This is a genomic window from Pseudocitrobacter corydidari (assembly GCF_021172065.1).
In the GTDB taxonomy this organism is placed as follows: domain Bacteria; phylum Pseudomonadota; class Gammaproteobacteria; order Enterobacterales; family Enterobacteriaceae; genus Pseudocitrobacter; species Pseudocitrobacter corydidari.
Map to the genome: position 1 here is coordinate 3,840,266 of NZ_CP087880.1, position 16,242 is coordinate 3,856,507.

Here is a 16,242-nt window from a genome sequence, read left to right on the forward strand (position 1 = left end):
GGAGAGGGTTAGGATGAAAGCATTAATGCCCGTCAATAAACACAATCTTCAGCACAAACAGCAGCGCAACGATAATCACGCACGGGCTGAGGTCGCGGAAACGTCCGGTACCGATTTTCATCACACAGTAAGAGATGAAGCCCAGCGCAATCCCTTCGGTAATCGAGAAGCTGAACGGCATCATCACGGCGGTAATGAACGCTGGAACGGATTCGGTCAGGTCTTCCCATTTCACGCGCGCGAGGCTTGAGGTCATCAGCACGCCAACGTAAATCAGCGCACCCGCAGCCGCATAGCCTGGAACCATTCCGGCCAGCGGAGAGAGGAAAATCACCAGCAGGAACAGCAGCCCCACAACGACCGCTGTCAGGCCGGTACGGCCACCGACGGAGACACCGGAGGAGGATTCGATGTACGCGGTAACGGACGAGGTGCCAATAAAGGAACCGGCGACGGACGAGACGCTATCCACATACAGCGCTTGTTTCATGCGCGGGAATTTGCCTTTTTCGTCGGTCAGGCCAGCTTTATCGGTCACGCCAATCAGCGTACCGGAGGAGTCGAACAGGTTCACCAGCATGAAGGAGAAAATCACGCCCGCCAGGCCCAGGTTGAATGACCCGGCCAGGTCAACGTGACCGACAACCGTCATGACGCTTGGCGGCGCAGAAACGATCCCGTTGTAATGCACGTCGCCCAGCATCCAGCCCAGCAGCGTGGTAACCACGATGGAGACCAGTACGGCAGCATGAATGTTACGCGAGGCCAGAATGGCGATAATGAAGAAGCCCAGCACACCCAGCAGTACGCTGTGAGAGGTCAGGTTGCCAATCGCCACCAGCGTTTCGGAGTTCGCCACGATGACGCCCGCATTTTTCAGGCCCATCATACCGATGAACAGGCCGATACCGCTGGTGATGCCCACGCGCAGGCTAACCGGGATATTGGCAATCATCCAGTAACGCACGCGGAAGATAGTCAGCAACAGCAGGCCGATTGCGCCCCAGAAGATTGCGCCCATGCCAACCTGCCAAGGCAGGCCCATCGCCTGTACCACGACAAAGGCGAAGAAGGCGTTCAGGCCCATCGCGGGCGCCAGTGCCACCGGCAGGTTCGCGAAGACGCCCATCAGGATGCTGCCCAATGCAGCAATCAGGCAGGTGGTGACAAACACCGCGCTGGTGTCCATGCCCGCCACGCCAAGAATTTGTGGGTTTACAAAAACGATGTAGACCATCGTCAGGAAAGTGGTGAAACCGGCAATCACTTCAGTACGTGCCGTTGTGCCGTGTTCGCGCAGTTTGAACACGCGTTCCAGCATACCCTGACCGGAAGTCTGGGTAGTTTGTTGTTGGCTCATCATCTATTTCCGCAGAAAGGAAGGAAAATTCGTCGCTATCCTATACCAAAATGCGACAATAGGCGCGGTTGCGAGATACTTTTTTTCATCTGTTTTGCTTATACGGCAACGATTGCGTCTCTCAATTCAGCAGTACGAAAACGTTAAACTTGTTATTAAGGGAATGATATGTCCGGGATTGAAGCAGTATTTTTCGACTGTGACGGCACGCTGGTCGACAGCGAAGTGATTTGTTCTCGCGCGTATGTCCATATGTTCAAAGAGTTTGGCATTACGCTTGATCTGGAAGAGATCTTTAAACGCTTTAAGGGCGTGAAACTCTACGAGATCATCGACATCATTAACGCAGAGCACGGGGTGAATCTCGCCCGCGCAGATCTGGAACCGGTTTATCGCGCTGAGGTCGCACGCCTGTTCGACTCGGAACTTGAGATAATCGCCGGGGCGGATACGCTGCTGAATGCTATGAAAGTGCCGATGTGCGTGGTCTCTAACGGCCCGGTCAGCAAAATGCAGCACTCATTGGGCAAGCTTCAGATGTTGCACCATTTCCCGGAAAAACTGTTCAGCGGCTACGACATCCAGCGCTGGAAGCCGGACCCGGCGCTGATGTTCCACGCGGCGAAGGCGATGAACGTCAACGTTGAGAACTGCATTCTGGTGGACGACTCTTCCGCAGGCGCGCAGTCGGGAATTGATGCGGGAATGGAGGTGTTCTACTTCTGCGCCGACCCGCATAATAAGCCAATTGAACATCCGAAGGTGACGACGTTTACCGATTTGGCGCAATTGCCTGCGCTGTGGAAAGCGCGCGGGTGGGATATTACTCGCTAAACAAAGCCGGATGGCGCTAACGCTTATCCGGCCTACGTACGTTGGGTAGGCCCGGTAAGCGCAGCGCCACCGGGCATTTTACCGCAGCCTGTTACTCTTTCGGGTCTTTCCCCGCCAGCAGCTTATCCAGCTCATCGCCGCCCACGTGACGGAAATCCTGTCCTTTCACGAAGTAGAAGATATATTCGCAGATATTCTGGCAGCGGTCGCCGATACGCTCGATTGAACGCGCGCAGAACAGCGCCGTTAACACGCTTGGGATAGTGCGCGGATCTTCCATCATATAAGTCATCAACTGACGCACGATGCCTTCATATTCCTGATCGACTTTCTTATCTTCGCGATAGATACGCACCGCTTCGTCGAGATCCATACGCGCGAAGGCATCCAGCACGTCATGCAGCATCTGCACCGTGTGGCGGCCCAGCGATTCCAGGCTCACCAGCAGCGGCTGGTGCTGAGAAGAGAACTTCTCCAGCGCCGTGCGGCAGATTTTATCGGCAACGTCGCCAATACGTTCCAGCTCGGCGATGGTTTTGATGATCGCCATCACCAGACGCAGGTCGCTCGCCGTCGGCTGGCGTTTGGCGATAATGCGCACGCACGCTTCGTCGATGGCGACTTCCATCATGTTGACCTGTTTGTCGCCTTCCACCACGCGTTTGGCCAGATCGCTGTCCTGGTTGTGCATCGCGGTAATCGCGTCGGAGAGCTGCTGCTCGACCATGCCGCCCATGGTCATCACCTGGGTGCGGATGCTTTCCAGCTCGGCGTTGAACTGGCCGGAAATGTGTTTATTAAGATTGAGGTTGTCCATGGTTAACTCCAAATCAACCGTAGCGGCCAGTAATGTAATCTTCAGTCTGTTTCTTCGCCGGGCGGGTGAACAGTGCATCCGTGTCGCTGAACTCAATCAGCTCGCCCAGGTACATAAACGCCGTGTGATCCGAGCAACGCGCAGCCTGCTGCATGTTGTGGGTCACGATAACGACGGTGTAATCCTGTTTCAGTTCGGTGATCAGCTCTTCAATTCGCCCGGTGGAGATCGGGTCCAGCGCGGAGCACGGTTCATCCAGCAGCAACACTTCCGGGCGAATAGCGATGCCGCGCGCGATGCACAGACGCTGCTGCTGACCACCAGAAAGAGAGTACCCGCTCTGATGCAGTTTATCTTTGGTTTCGTTCCATAATGCGGCCTTGGTCAACGCCCACTGCACGCGCTCGTCCATATCGGTGCGCGAGAGCTTTTCAAACAGACGCACGCCAAAGGCGATGTTGTCATAAATCGACATCGGGAACGGCGTGGGTTTCTGGAATACCATGCCCACTTTCGCCCGCAGCAGGGCGATATCCTGGGTGTTGGTCAGGATGTTGTCGCCATCGAGCAGAATTTCCCCTTCCGCACGCTGCTCCGGGTAGAGCGCGAACATTTTATTGAAGGTACGCAGCAGCGTGGATTTCCCGCAGCCGGACGGCCCGATAAACGCCGTCACCTGGTTTTTGGCGATATCCAGGTTGATGTTCTTCAGGGCATGGAATTTGCCGTAGTAGAAGTTCAAATCACGAACCTGAATTTTACCCGGGGCAGTATTGACCATACTCATCTCAATCTCTTCCTCATCGTGCCTGATGGCGCTTCGCTTATCAGGCTTACCGTAGGCCGGATAAGGCGTTCACGCCGCCATCCGGCAAAGTGTTAACCGTGTTTCTTCTTCGCGAAAACAACGCGCGCCAGAATATTCAGTAGCAGTACGCACAGGGTAATAATCAACACCCCGGCCCAGGCCAGTTGCTGCCACTCGGCAAACGGGCTCATCGCAAATTTAAAGATGGTGACCGGCAGGTTAGCGATCGGCTGCATCATGTCGGTGCTCCAGAACTGATTCGAGAGCGCGGTAAACAGCAGCGGCGCGGTCTCACCCGCGATACGGGCAATCGCCAGCAGAATACCGGTCATGATCCCCGACACGGACGCCTTCAGCGTAATCGCCGAGATCATCTTCCACTTCGGCGTACCCAGCGCGTAAGCCGCTTCACGCAGGCTGTCCGGCACCAGCTTGAGCATGTTTTCGGTGGTACGAATAACGATGGGCACCTGCAACAGCGCCAGCGCGATCACCCCGGCCCAGCCGGAGAAGTGCTGCATCTGCGCCACCACGATGGTGTAAACAAACAGACCGACCACAATCGACGGTGCAGAAAGCAGGATGTCGTTGATAAAGCGAATGATTTCCGCCAGCCAGGATTTACGGCCATATTCCGCCAGGTAGATACCCGCCATGATGCCGAGCGGCGTACCAAAAACGGTCGCCCACAGGATTAACAACCCGCTCCCCGCCAGGGCATTCGCCAGACCACCGCCCGCCGTGTTCGGCGGCGGCGTCATTTCGGTGAACAGCGCCAGCGACATCCCATCGATACCACGGGTTACGGTGGACATCAAAATCCACACCAGCCAGAACAGACCGAACGCCATCGTCGCCATCGAAAGCGTCAGCGCGATACGGTTCTTCAGACGGCGACGCGCCTGCATTTTGCGGCGAGATTCCGCCAGGGCCGCCGTGTTTTGCATTTCGAGCGTAGCCATTAACGCGCCCCCTCGTTTTTCGCCAGGCGCATCACCATGAACTTAGATGCCGCCAGCACGATAAAGGTAATCACAAACAGGATCAGACCCAGTTCCATCAGCGCCGCGACGTGCAGCCCGGATTCCGCTTCCGCGAATTCGTTTGCCAGCGCCGAGGTGATACTGTTGCCCGGCATGTACAGCGAGGCGCTGTCGAGCTGGTAGGTGTTACCGATGATAAAGGTCACCGCCATGGTTTCCCCCAGCGCACGACCCAGGCCCAGCATCACACCGCCAATCACGCCATTTTTGGTGAACGGAAGGACGATGCGCCAGATAACTTCCCAGGTGGTGCAGCCGATACCGTAGGCCGACTCTTTCATCATCACCGGCGTTTGTTCGAACACATCGCGCATGACCGCCGCGATGTACGGGATGATCATGATGGCGAGGATCACGCCAGCCGCCAGAATCCCGATACCAAAGGCCGGGCCGGAGAACAGCGCGCCCACAAACGGGATGTTGGAGAGAACGTTGCCAACCGGCTCCTGGAAGTACGTGGCAAACAGCGGAGCAAAGATAAACAGGCCCCACATGCCGTAAACGATACTCGGGATAGCCGCCAGCAGTTCAATAGCGATACCCAACGGGCGACGCAGCCAGTTGGGAGCAAGTTCCGTCAGGAACAGCGCGATGCCGAAGCTCACCGGAACGGCGATCAGCAGCGCGATAATCGAGGTGACGAGGGTGCCGTAGATGGGAACCAGCGCACCGTAAATATCGTTCGGCGCATCCCACTCTTTGGTCCACAGGAATGAAAAGCCGAATTTTTCGATGCTCGGCCAGGAGGAGATGATCAGGGACACGATAATGCCGCCCAACATCAATAGCACAATCAGCGCAGCCAGTTTTACCAGCGCGCTGAAGATCATGTCACCCTTTTTACCCGGTGGGTTAAAAGCAGGCTTGGTTGCAGCCATAAATCACTCTTTCCGTTAAACGCGTTTTACGAAGTTGCCCGATGGCGCAAACGCTTATCGGGCCTACAGTCTGAACCGTAGGGCGGGCAAGCGCAGCGCCACCCGCCATTTTCGTCAAAATTTCCCGTTAGTACAGCGCTTTACCGCTGCTGTCTTTCACGCTGGTCTTCCATGCGGCACGAACCTGCTCAACCACGCTGTCCGGCAGTGACGCGTAATCCAGGTCGTTAGCTTGTTTCGCGCCGTTTTTGTAAGCCCAGTCAAAGAACTTCAGCACTTCTACGCCCTGCTCCGGTTTTTTCTGCTCTTTGTGCACCAGGATGAAGGTGGTGGAGGTAATCGGCCACACATCGTCACCTTTCTGGTTGGTCAGGTCCTGAGCGAAAGATTTGCTCCAGTCGACGCCTTTGGCAGCGTTAGAGAAGCTCTCTTCGGTCGGGCTTACCGGCTTACCGTCGGCAGAAACAATTTTGGTGTAGGCCAGGTTATTCTGTTTCGCGTAAGCGTACTCGACATAACCAATCGCACCCGGCAGACGCTGTACGAACGCCGCGATACCGTCGTTGCCTTTACCGCCGAGGCCAGTCGGCCAGTTTACGGTAGAGCCTGCACCAACTTTGGATTTCCACTCTTCGTTCACTTTCGCCAGGTAGCTGGTGAAGACGAAGGAGGTACCGGAGCCATCCGCACGACGCACGACGGCGATATTCTGCGAAGGCAGTTTCACGCCTGGGTTCAGTTTGGTGATGGCTTCGTCATCCCACTTCTTAATTTTACCCAGGTAGATGTCACCCAGAGTTTTACCATCCAGCACCAGTTCGCCAGATTTCAGACCCGGAATGTTTACAGCCAGAACCACACCGCCGATCACGGTCGGGAACTGGAACAGGCCTTCCTGCGCCAGTTTTTCGTCAGACAGCGGGGCATCAGATGCGCCGAAATCCACGGTGTTAGCGGTAATTTGTTTTACGCCGCCAGAAGAACCAATACCCTGGTAGTTAACCTTATTACCGGTCTCTTTCTGGTAGGTGTCAGCCCATTTGGCATACACCGGCGCCGGAAATGTTGCACCAGCACCCGTCAGGCTTGCTGCAGCAAACGCAGAGAAAGCACTCATCGATAAGGTCGCGGCGACAACAGTTGCGACGGTGGTACGCATAACTTTCATAATGTCTCCTGGGAGGATTCATAAAGCATTGTTTAATGGCTACGATGAGCAAAATAGGACAAACAGGTGACAGTTATATGTATGGAATATGACAGTTTTATGACAAGGAAGTACTTACCGAAAACATGGATATAAAACCCATACAATTCAATAATTTGTTCTTTGTAGCGAATTTCAGATTTCAGCAATATTTTCTTTTTATGACATCAGAAACAGTAGCTGAAAATGACAGATTGTCATAAATCTCAGGCGGGGAATGGCGCAAAAAAAAGCTCCACCCGAAGGTGGAGCCTGTGTGATTACTCTACGGTCACCGATTTTGCCAGGTTACGCGGCTGGTCAACGTCGGTGCCTTTGATCAGCGCCACGTGGTACGCCAGCAGTTGCAGCGGCACGGTGTAGAAGATTGGCGCAATCACCTCTTCAACGTGCGGCATCTCAATAATGTGCATGTTGTCGCTGTTGGTGAAAGCAGCATCCTGGTCGGCGAAGACATACAACTGGCCACCGCGCGCGCGAACTTCTTCAATGTTGGATTTCAGTTTTTCCAGCAGTTCGTTGTTCGGTGCAACCACGATAACCGGCATATCCGCGTCAATCAGCGCCAGCGGGCCGTGTTTCAGCTCGCCTGCGGCATAAGCTTCCGCGTGAATGTACGAGATCTCTTTCAGCTTCAGCGCGCCTTCCAGGGCAATCGGGTACTGATCGCCACGGCCGAGGAACAGCGCGTGATGTTTGTCGGAGAAATCTTCTGCCAGCGCTTCAATACGTTTGTCCTGCGACAGCATCTGCTCAATACGGCTCGGCAGTGCTTGCAGGCCATGAACGATATCGTGCTCGATGGACGCATCCAGACCTTTCAGGCTTGCCAGTTTCGCCACCAGCATCAGCAGAACGGTCAACTGCGTGGTGAAGGCTTTGGTAGACGCTACACCGATTTCAGTACCGGCATTGGTCATCATCGCCAGGTCGGATTCACGGACCAGCGAAGAGCCCGGAACGTTACAAATAGCCAGAGACCCCAGGTAACCCAGCTCTTTCGACAGACGCAGGCCCGCGAGGGTATCTGCCGTTTCACCAGACTGCGACAGGGTGATCATCAGGCTGTTGCGACGCACTGCGGATTTGCGATAGCGGAATTCAGAAGCGATTTCCACGTCGCACGGTACGCCCGCCAGCGATTCAAACCAGTAGCGGGAAACCATCCCGGAGTTGTAGGAGGTACCGCAGGCGATGATCTGAATATGCTCGACTTTCGCCAGCAGTTCGTCGGCATTCGGCCCCAGTTCGCTTAAATCAACCTGCCCGTGGCTGATGCGGCCGGTCAGGGTGTTTTTGATGGCGTTCGGCTGCTCGTAAATCTCTTTCTGCATGTAGTGGCGGTAAATACCTTTATCGCCCGCGTCATACTGGAGATTGGATTCGATATCCTGACGTTTGACTTCTGCGCCAGTTTTATCAAACACGGTTACCGCACGACGGGTCACTTCCGCGATATCACCCTCTTCAAGGAAGATAAAGCGGCGAGTTACCGGCAGCAGCGCCAGCTGATCAGAGGCGATAAAGTTTTCACCCATGCCGAGGCCGATAACCAGCGGGCTACCAGAGCGCGCGGCCAGCAGAGTGTCCGGATTGCGGGTATCCATAATCACGGTGCCGTACGCGCCACGCAGCTGTGGGATGGCGCGCAGCACGGCTTCACGCAGTGTGCCGCCCTGCTCCATTTCCCAGTGCACCAGGTGCGCGATTACTTCGGTATCCGTTTCGGACACGAAGGTGTAGCCACGGCCCTGCAGCATTTCGCGCAGCGGTTCGTGGTTTTCGATGATGCCGTTATGCACCACCACAATGTGTTCAGAAACATGCGGATGCGCGTTGGTTTCTGAAGGTTCGCCGTGCGTTGCCCAACGGGTGTGAGCAATACCGGTGCCGCCGTGAAGCGGGTGTTCTTCCGCCGCCTGAGAGAGCATCTGGACTTTACCCAGACGACGCAGACGGGTCATGTTGCCCTTTTCATCAACGACCGCCAGACCCGCGGAGTCATAACCACGGTATTCCAGACGACGTAAACCTTCGAGAAGGATCTCAGCTACATCACGTTGCGCGACTGCGCCTACAATTCCACACATAGTTTTTTAATTCCGATTTTGGCGATATGCCAGTCGTTGTCGGTCAACCTGTATGCCCGTATTTTCGGGCGCCCCGAGCCTTTGTAGAGAGTGGGGTTATTATTTTGAGTACTGCATTTTGGGCGGGAGATTATGTTATCTCCTCATCCCCTGTCTGCCTGATGGCGGCTTCGCCTTATCAGGCCTACAAATAGATCAACGGGGTTTATCCCCTTACAGTATTACTTCTTCTTCACCGGACGCTGCCAGCCCTGTTTATGGACCTGCGGTACACGGCTTAAAACCAGTTCGTTATCAGCAACATTGCGCGTGACAGTGGTGCCTGCGGCGATGGTCACACCATTGCCGACGGTAACCGGCGCCACCAGCTGCGTGTCAGAACCCACAAACACATCATTCCCAATGATGGTTTTGAATTTATTCGCACCATCGTAGTTACAGGTGATGGTGCCTGCGCCGATATTCACGTTGTCGCCAATTTCCGCATCGCCCAGGTAAGTCAGATGGCCGGCTTTCGAGCCTTTACCCAGACGCGCTTTTTTCATTTCAACGAAGTTGCCAACGTGTGCGCCTTCCATGAGTTCCGCGCCAGGACGCAGACGTGCGAACGGGCCGATAGTGCAGGCGGCGTCGAGACGTGCGTCTTCCACCACGCTGTAAGGGCTGATTTCACAATCATCGCCAATCACCGCGTTTTTAATCACGCAGCCTGCGCCAATTTTCACGCGGTTGCCCAGCGTAACGTCGCCTTCCAGAATAACGTTAGCGTCAATTTCCACATCGCACCCGTGCGTCAGGGTGCCACGAAGATCAAAACGCGCCGGGTCGCGCAGCATTACGCCCGCCAGCAGCAGTTTTTCAGCCTGCTCAGACTGGTAAACGCGTTCGAGACGAGAGAGTTGCAGGCGGTTGTTGACGCCTTCTACTTCGCTCAGGCGGTCAGGATGCACGGCGGCAATTTCACGCCCTTCCTGATACGCCATCGCGATGATGTCGGTGATATAGAACTCACCCTGCGCATTGTTATTGTTGAGTTTCGACAACCAGCGCTTCATATCCGCACCGCTGGCAATCAAAATGCCGGTGTTAATTTCCTGAATCTGACGCTGTTCATCGCTGGCGTCTTTATGCTCAACGATACCGGTCACTTTGCCGTTTTCGCGGGTGATGCGGCCATAGCCGGTAGGATCGTCGAGCTTGACGGTCAGCAGGCCAATGCCGCCCTGCGGTTTCGCATCGCGCAGGCGTTGCAGCGTTTCGATGGAAATCAGCGGTACATCGCCATACAGCATCATGATGTCTTCATCATCGGCAAAGAACGGCGCGGCCTGCTGCATGGCATGGCCCGTACCCAGCTGTTCTGCCTGAAGCACCCAGTTCAGGTTACCGTCGGTCAGCGTCTTTTTGAGCAGTTCGCCGCCGTGGCCATACACCAGATGAACCTGCGCTGCGCCTAATTTATTGGCAGCATCAATGACGTGTTGCACCATCGGCTTTCCTGCCAGGGTGTGCAGCACTTTAGGAAGTTCGGAATACATGCGGGTGCCTTTGCCAGCGGCAAGGATCACGACGCTCATTGTACTGTTAGACATATGCATCCTGTCTGTAAATTAAGTAGGAAGTAAACCCCATTTCACCTTGAAATTTCTACATATTTTTCATCATGAAATGGTCTGCTGTTAAAACGGTCAACCGTCTGTTGTTACACGCCTTTCCAGGCCCATTTTCGACCATCATAAAAGGTTTTGTCTTGTAAAAGTTTAGGCAACACGCCGAATTACGCGCTATGCCACTGCTTAGGCTCTTCTTTTGTCACCTGAATAAAGATCGCCTAGAAATAAAACAGTGTTTTATTTGAGCGGTTTTGTGACGAACAAAAAAGAAACAGCATTTCATTTTGGTGATAATCGCAGCGGGAAACCATTCAGGAAGATAATATGAAAAACAAATTACCTCTGGCTTTAACCCTGTGCAGCGCTGCTATCACCCTACCAGCACTGGCCGCAGACGCACCACTCTGGAAAGCGATCGCCTTTGGGCAATCGACAGATATGAATTTCTCTTCCAACGTTCTGCCGGAAAAGATTGGTGTGAATAATGTCACCATTGAGGGTAAAACGCTCAGCCCGGATAGCACGGCAGATTTGAGTAAACCGATAACAATCGAAAGCCGCGGCGGCAAGATTGCTAACTCGCATGACGGTCTGACGTTCTTCTATACCCAACTCCCTACGGATGAAAACTTTGTGCTGCAGGCCACGGTGACCGTCGATCAGTTTGGCCCGGAAAACGGCGCCAAACCGGCGGCACAAGAGGGTGCGGGTTTACTGGTGCGCGATGTGATTGGCACCCCGAGACAGGAACCGCTGAAAGAGGGTTATGAAGAGTTCCCCGCCGCAGCCAACATGGTGATGAATGCCATCATGACGCAGGACAAAAAAGATGCTCACCGCGTGAAGCTACAGGCCATCGCGCGCGAAGGCATCACACAACCGTGGGGCAATGCCGGGTCAGCGATAAATAAGGTGAGCTACAAAGAAGAAGTTGACCTGCAAAAGACGCCGACCTTCCGCCTGAAGCTTGAACGTACGAACGAAGGCTTCATTACCGCCTGGGCGCCTGCGGGCAGTGAAGAGTGGGTCAGCGAAAAACTGCCGCGCGCCGATCTAATTTCGGTGCAGGATAAGCAACATTACTACGTCGGCTTCTTTGCCTCGCGTAATGCAAAAATCACCGTCAGCGATGCGTCACTCACCACGTCTAGCGCGCAAACCGTGGCATCCGCACCTTTTGTGGCGAAAAGTTGGCCGCCGGTGATGCAGATAGCGTCCGCAGATAAGAGTCTGAGCAAGGATTATACCCTCCAGGCGCGTGCCAACGGTGACGGAAACTTTACCGTGCGTCACAACGAAGTGGTGATCGGGCTTGATAAAGCGGTGAAGGCCGGCGAGATGTTTACCCTGCCCACTCAGCTTCATGAGAACAATAATTTCCAGATTATCTGGACGCCCACAAACGACAAGCCGGTAACCCAGAGTATGGACGTGCAACTCGTCACGACCATCACGGGCAACACGCTGTATGTCGCACCAGACGGAAAAGCGGAAGGGAAAGGGACGCAAGCATCACCGTTAGATCTCAATACCGCTATCAGCCTGCTGCCGCCCGGCGGAAAGATTATTCTTGCCGCGGGAAGCTATCCGAAAACGGATATTCCACTCAGCGCCAGCGGCCTGAAGGAGAAGCCGAAAACGTTGACGGCCAACGGTAAAGCGGTGATCCACGGTATGCTGCTGGACGCGAACTACTGGCATCTCAACGGTATCGATATTACCGACAAGAGTTTGCGTATTCAGGGCAGCCATAACATTATCGAGAACGTTGTGGCCTATCACAACGACGATACAGGGATTCAAATCTCTTCACCGGATAAACTGGGTCGCCCACTTTGGGCCAGCTATAACCGGGTGGTGAATTCAGAATCGTTCAGCAATGAAGATCCGGGTAAGATCAATGCCGACGGCTTTGCGGTGAAGATGCGCGTGGGAGAAGGTAACCGGCTGGAAGGATGCTATTCACACGACAACATTGATGACGGCTACGATCTGTTTAACAAGATCGAAGACGGCGCCAACGGGGTGGTGGTCATTGAGAACTCCATCGCCCGTAACAACACCAGTAACGGCTTTAAGTTAGGTGGAGAAGGGCAACCGGTCGCGCATGAGATCCGTAACAGTATTGCGATTGGCAACCACCTTGATGGCTTCACCGATAACTTTAACCCTGGCAAGCTGGTGGTGGTGAACAACGTTGCCGTCGACAATCAGCGTTTCAACTACATCTTCCGCCCGAGCCCCTACGGCGATGCGTCAACGCAGGGTGTCTTCAGTGACAACCTGTCGCTGCGCACAACGCCTGGAAAATACGATGATGCGGTGGTGGGGAATATTGATGCCAGCAACATCTTTATTGCTGAAGGGAAAAGCATAAACAGCAAGGAGTATCTCTCGCTGGACCTGCCACAGCCGCTGGAGCGTAACGCGGATGGCAGCTTTAAGACCGGGGATTTCCTGACTAAAAACTAAAACTGCCCATAAACAAAAAGGTCGCCATCAGGCGACCTTCTTCGTTTGGTTCTCGTTCACACCGCATGTGTTGTGGTTTTAGTTAGCGGTACAGCGCAAAACGAAACACAGCAAACGAGGCTTTCAGCCATGCAACCTTAGTGGTTGATAGTACCGAAAGAGATATTCATAGAGCTGAAAAGAGCGATGATTTTGTTGATCAGTTTCATGATAGCACCTTTGTAGGAAAATAATTTTTGTGACTCAACTCACAAAAAGAAGTCTACGCCTCATTTTTTAATCGATCAACTTTTTTGTGATGTTCATCACAAAATATCAAAACCGCTTTTCAGTTTCAGGCAAATTGAAACAGCGCGGTAAAACCTGCATATGCACGATTTACCGCGTGAACTTAGTTGCGTGACATAAACAGACGCAGCACATACCAGAACATCGTGGCGATGGACGCAAACAGATGCAGCGCCGCCCCCGCAGGGCGGTTGGTTGGATAGTGGTGAATGATGTTAGACGTATCGTACAGAATGAACCCTGCGCACAGCAGCACCATCGCGGCACTGAACCAAATGCCAAGAGAGAACCCGAGTATCACGCTCGCCACAATAGCGCCCAGCGCGATAAAGCTCGCCATCGTCAAAAAAGAGCGCATAAAAGAAAAGTCTTTACGCGTGGTGAAGGCGGTAAAGGTCAGGCCGCACACCAGCAGCAACGTAGTAATCGCAGCGGATGGGATGATGTCCGGGTTGATGTATCTGGCCATGGTGAGCAACGGCGCGAAGATTAACGCTTCAGCGAGCACGTAAATCCCAAGACCAATCTGCTGGGTATTGTCTGATGCCACGTTATCGGCGAGACGCGTCGCCAGCATGCTCACCAGCATAAACGCCCCCAGTATCACCAGCCAGCCATAACGACCGCCCGCGGCCAGTTTTGCCAGCATCATCTCGCCCACGCCCTGATTCATAAACACTGCGCTCAGCAAAATAAAGCCCAGCACCGAAACGGCAAGGTGAATGTAGGTTTGGCGAATAAACGTGGCGCGGTCAGTCTGACGAGCAGATTGCGGGCCTTCAAATAACGGTTTAAATGACATGCTAATGATCCCTCATATAGTTACAGCTGTAATAGTTACATGCGAGACAAAATAGCACTGCGTCGAGAGGGTGACAATTAGCGTTGAAGGGATCGGCTAACTTTTTGAATATTAATAAATATCATGTATGTGATGGGTCACAATCATAAAAAAAGCCAGCCTGGAAACCAGACTGGCTTTTTGACTTTTCAAGCCGGTGTTACATCGCTTTCTTGGTCAGCTCGATAACGCGCAGCTGCGCGATCGCTTTGGCCAGTTCCGCAGACGCCTGAGCGTAATCCACGTCGCCGTGAGAGCTCTTGATGTGCTCTTCCGCTTTGCGTTTCGCTTCCAGGGCTCGCGCTTCGTCGAGATCCTGGCCACGAATGGCGGTATCAGCCAGAACGGTCGTGCTACCAGGCTGCACTTCAAGAATGCCGCCAGACAGGTAGATAAACTCTTCATGACCGTGCTGTTTCACGATGCGGATCATACCAGGCTTAATGGCGGTGAGCAGCGGGGCGTGACCCGGGTAAATACCCAGTTCACCTTCGCTACCCGTTACCTGGATTTTCTCGACCAGACCAGAGAACATTTGTTGCTCTGCACTGACGACGTCCAGGTGGTAAGTCATTGCCATATCACCCTCCGATTAAGGCGTTAAAGTTTTTTGGCTTTTTCCACGGCTTCGTCGATGGAACCGACCATGTAGAACGCCTGCTCTGGCAGGTGATCGTATTCGCCGTCCATGATGCCTTTAAAGCCACGGATGGTGTCTTTCAGAGAAACGTATTTACCCGGAGAACCGGTGAATACTTCCGCTACGAAGAACGGCTGGGACAGGAAGCGCTGAATTTTACGTGCGCGTGCTACCACCAGTTTATCTTCTTCAGACAGTTCATCCATACCCAGGATGGCGATGATGTCTTTCAGTTCCTGATAACGCTGCAGGATGGACTGAACGCCACGCGCAGTGTCGTAGTGTTCCTGACCAACAACCAGCGGGTCCAGCTGACGGCTGGTGGAGTCCAGCGGGTCAACGGCTGGGTAGATACCCAGAGACGCGATCTGACGGCTCAGTACCACGGTTGCGTCTAAGTGCGCAAAGGTGGTTGCTGGGGATGGGTCAGTCAAGTCATCCGCAGGTACGTATACCGCCTGTACGGAGGTGATAGAACCGGTTTTGGTGGAGGTGATACGTTCCTGAAGAACACCCATCTCTTCCGCCAGGGTCGGCTGATAACCTACCGCTGAAGGCATACGACCCAGCAGTGCGGATACTTCCGTACCGGCCAGGGTATAACGATAGATGTTATCGACGAACAGCAGTACGTCACGGCCTTCGTCACGGAATTTCTCAGCCATGGTCAGGCCGGTCAGTGCAACGCGCAGACGGTTTCCCGGCGGCTCGTTCATCTGGCCATACACCAGGGATACTTTATCGATAACGTTGGATTCGGTCATTTCGTGGTAGAAGTCGTTACCCTCACGAGTACGTTCACCTACGCCCGCAAACACAGAGTAACCGGAGTGCTCGATCGCGATGTTACGAATAAGCTCCATCATGTTTACGGTTTTACCTACACCCGCACCACCGAACAGACCGACTTTACCGCCCTTAGCGAACGGACACATCAGGTCGATTACTTTGATACCGGTTTCCAGCAGTTCCTGAGAGTTTGACAGCTCTTCATAGGACGGTGCTGCGCGGTGGATAGCCCAACGCTCTTCTTCACCGATGTCGCCTTTCATGTCAACCGGTTGACCCAGTACGTTCATGATACGACCCAGTGTTGCTTTACCTACCGGGACTTCGATCGGGTGCTCGAGGTCTTTTACATCCAGACCACGGCGCAGGCCGTCAGAAGAACCCATTGCGATGGTACGCACGATACCGCCGCCGAGCTGCTGCTGAACTTCCAGCACCAGCACTTCATTACCATTCTGTACCTCAAGAGCTTCGTACACGCGCGGTACGGCATCCTGAGGGAATTCGACGTCAACTACGGCGCCGATTACCTGGACAATTTTTCCAGTAGCCATCTTGAATC

Annotated in this window: 13 protein-coding genes; 2 read left to right on the plus strand and 11 right to left on the minus strand. The window is 53.9% G+C overall.

Going from position 1 to position 16,242, the window contains the following annotated elements; all coding sequences use genetic code 11:
* Window positions 1–22: 22 nt before the first annotated feature.
* A complete protein-coding gene (gene adeP / locus G163CM_RS17810) occupies window positions 23–1,360 on the minus strand; it encodes an adenine permease AdeP (protein ID WP_149463801.1) in 1,338 nt (445 codons plus the stop codon).
* Window positions 1,361–1,528: 168 nt separating this feature from the next.
* Between adeP and yieH the strand changes: the two genes are divergently transcribed.
* A complete protein-coding gene (gene yieH / locus G163CM_RS17815) occupies window positions 1,529–2,194 on the plus strand; it encodes a 6-phosphogluconate phosphatase (RefSeq protein ID WP_231825816.1) in 666 nt (221 codons plus the stop codon).
* A gap of 91 nt (window positions 2,195–2,285) precedes the next feature.
* On the opposite strand, the gene phoU is transcribed toward yieH, so the two are convergent.
* From phoU to glmU, 7 genes are all read right to left on the minus strand, one after another.
* A complete protein-coding gene (gene phoU / locus G163CM_RS17820) occupies window positions 2,286–3,011 on the minus strand; it encodes a phosphate signaling complex protein PhoU (RefSeq protein WP_015966606.1) in 726 nt (241 codons plus the stop codon).
* 13 nt (window positions 3,012–3,024) lie between these two features.
* Window positions 3,025–3,798: a phosphate ABC transporter ATP-binding protein PstB gene (gene pstB / locus G163CM_RS17825; RefSeq protein WP_015966605.1), complete on the minus strand. Its 774-nt coding sequence runs from the start codon at window positions 3,796–3,798 to the stop codon at window positions 3,025–3,027.
* Between the two features lie 92 nt (window positions 3,799–3,890).
* Window positions 3,891–4,781, minus strand: coding sequence for a phosphate ABC transporter permease PstA (gene pstA / locus G163CM_RS17830; RefSeq protein ID WP_015966604.1), 891 nt, complete (start codon window positions 4,779–4,781; stop codon window positions 3,891–3,893).
* On the minus strand, window positions 4,781–5,740 hold the full coding sequence (pstC, locus tag G163CM_RS17835; protein WP_015966603.1) for a phosphate ABC transporter permease PstC: 960 nt from the start codon (window positions 5,738–5,740) through the stop codon (window positions 4,781–4,783). The genes pstA and pstC overlap by 1 nt, the downstream gene beginning before the upstream one ends.
* 127 nt (window positions 5,741–5,867) lie before the next feature.
* A complete protein-coding gene (gene pstS / locus G163CM_RS17840) occupies window positions 5,868–6,908 on the minus strand; it encodes a phosphate ABC transporter substrate-binding protein PstS (RefSeq protein ID WP_015966602.1) in 1,041 nt (346 codons plus the stop codon).
* A 299-nt stretch (window positions 6,909–7,207) separates the two neighbouring features.
* Window positions 7,208–9,037 carry a glutamine--fructose-6-phosphate transaminase (isomerizing) gene (gene glmS, locus G163CM_RS17845; protein ID WP_231825817.1) on the minus strand — a complete coding sequence of 610 codons (1,830 nt, stop codon included), beginning with the start codon at window positions 9,035–9,037 and terminating at the stop codon, window positions 7,208–7,210.
* Between the two features lie 221 nt (window positions 9,038–9,258).
* The gene (glmU, locus tag G163CM_RS17850) at window positions 9,259–10,629 is read right to left on the minus strand and encodes a bifunctional UDP-N-acetylglucosamine diphosphorylase/glucosamine-1-phosphate N-acetyltransferase GlmU (protein ID WP_231825819.1); all 1,371 of its coding nucleotides are present in this window, start codon (window positions 10,627–10,629) and stop codon (window positions 9,259–9,261) included.
* Window positions 10,630–10,974: 345 nt separating this feature from the next.
* On the opposite strand from glmU, the gene G163CM_RS17855 reads away from it, so the two are divergent.
* Window positions 10,975–13,122: a right-handed parallel beta-helix repeat-containing protein gene (locus G163CM_RS17855; RefSeq protein ID WP_231825820.1), complete on the plus strand. Its 2,148-nt coding sequence runs from the start codon at window positions 10,975–10,977 to the stop codon at window positions 13,120–13,122.
* 391 nt (window positions 13,123–13,513) lie between these two features.
* Here the strand turns inward: G163CM_RS17855 and G163CM_RS17860 are convergent, their stop codons facing one another.
* From G163CM_RS17860 to atpD, 3 genes are all read right to left on the minus strand, one after another.
* Entirely contained in the window at window positions 13,514–14,212 is a 699-nt protein-coding gene (locus tag G163CM_RS17860) for a Bax inhibitor-1/YccA family protein (RefSeq protein ID WP_231825821.1), read from the minus strand.
* Window positions 14,213–14,411: 199 nt separating this feature from the next.
* Complete coding sequence (locus G163CM_RS17865) at window positions 14,412–14,831, minus strand: F0F1 ATP synthase subunit epsilon (protein ID WP_015966597.1); 420 nt, start codon at window positions 14,829–14,831, stop codon at window positions 14,412–14,414.
* A gap of 20 nt (window positions 14,832–14,851) precedes the next feature.
* On the minus strand, window positions 14,852–16,234 hold the full coding sequence (atpD, locus tag G163CM_RS17870) for a F0F1 ATP synthase subunit beta (protein ID WP_015966596.1): 1,383 nt from the start codon (window positions 16,232–16,234) through the stop codon (window positions 14,852–14,854).
* Between the last annotated feature and the right edge of the window lie 8 nt (window positions 16,235–16,242).

Coding starts and splice junctions, on each gene's coding strand:
- atpD (WP_015966596.1), bottom strand. CDS start 16,234: ATGGCTACTGGAAAAATTGTCCAGGTAATCGGCGCCGTAGTTGACGTC.
- pstB (WP_015966605.1), bottom strand. CDS start 3,798: ATGAGTATGGTCAATACTGCCCCGGGTAAAATTCAGGTTCGTGATTTG.
- G163CM_RS17865 (WP_015966597.1), bottom strand. CDS start 14,831: ATGGCAATGACTTACCACCTGGACGTCGTCAGTGCAGAGCAACAAATG.
- adeP (WP_149463801.1), bottom strand. CDS start 1,360: ATGAGCCAACAACAAACTACCCAGACTTCCGGTCAGGGTATGCTGGAA.
- glmU (WP_231825819.1), bottom strand. CDS start 10,629: ATGTCTAACAGTACAATGAGCGTCGTGATCCTTGCCGCTGGCAAAGGC.
- G163CM_RS17860 (WP_231825821.1), bottom strand. CDS start 14,212: ATGTCATTTAAACCGTTATTTGAAGGCCCGCAATCTGCTCGTCAGACT.
- yieH (WP_231825816.1), top strand. CDS start 1,529: ATGTCCGGGATTGAAGCAGTATTTTTCGACTGTGACGGCACGCTGGTC.
- glmS (WP_231825817.1), bottom strand. CDS start 9,037: ATGTGTGGAATTGTAGGCGCAGTCGCGCAACGTGATGTAGCTGAGATC.
- pstC (WP_015966603.1), bottom strand. CDS start 5,740: ATGGCTGCAACCAAGCCTGCTTTTAACCCACCGGGTAAAAAGGGTGAC.
- G163CM_RS17855 (WP_231825820.1), top strand. CDS start 10,975: ATGAAAAACAAATTACCTCTGGCTTTAACCCTGTGCAGCGCTGCTATC.
- pstS (WP_015966602.1), bottom strand. CDS start 6,908: ATGAAAGTTATGCGTACCACCGTCGCAACTGTTGTCGCCGCGACCTTA.
- pstA (WP_015966604.1), bottom strand. CDS start 4,781: ATGGCTACGCTCGAAATGCAAAACACGGCGGCCCTGGCGGAATCTCGC.
- phoU (WP_015966606.1), bottom strand. CDS start 3,011: ATGGACAACCTCAATCTTAATAAACACATTTCCGGCCAGTTCAACGCC.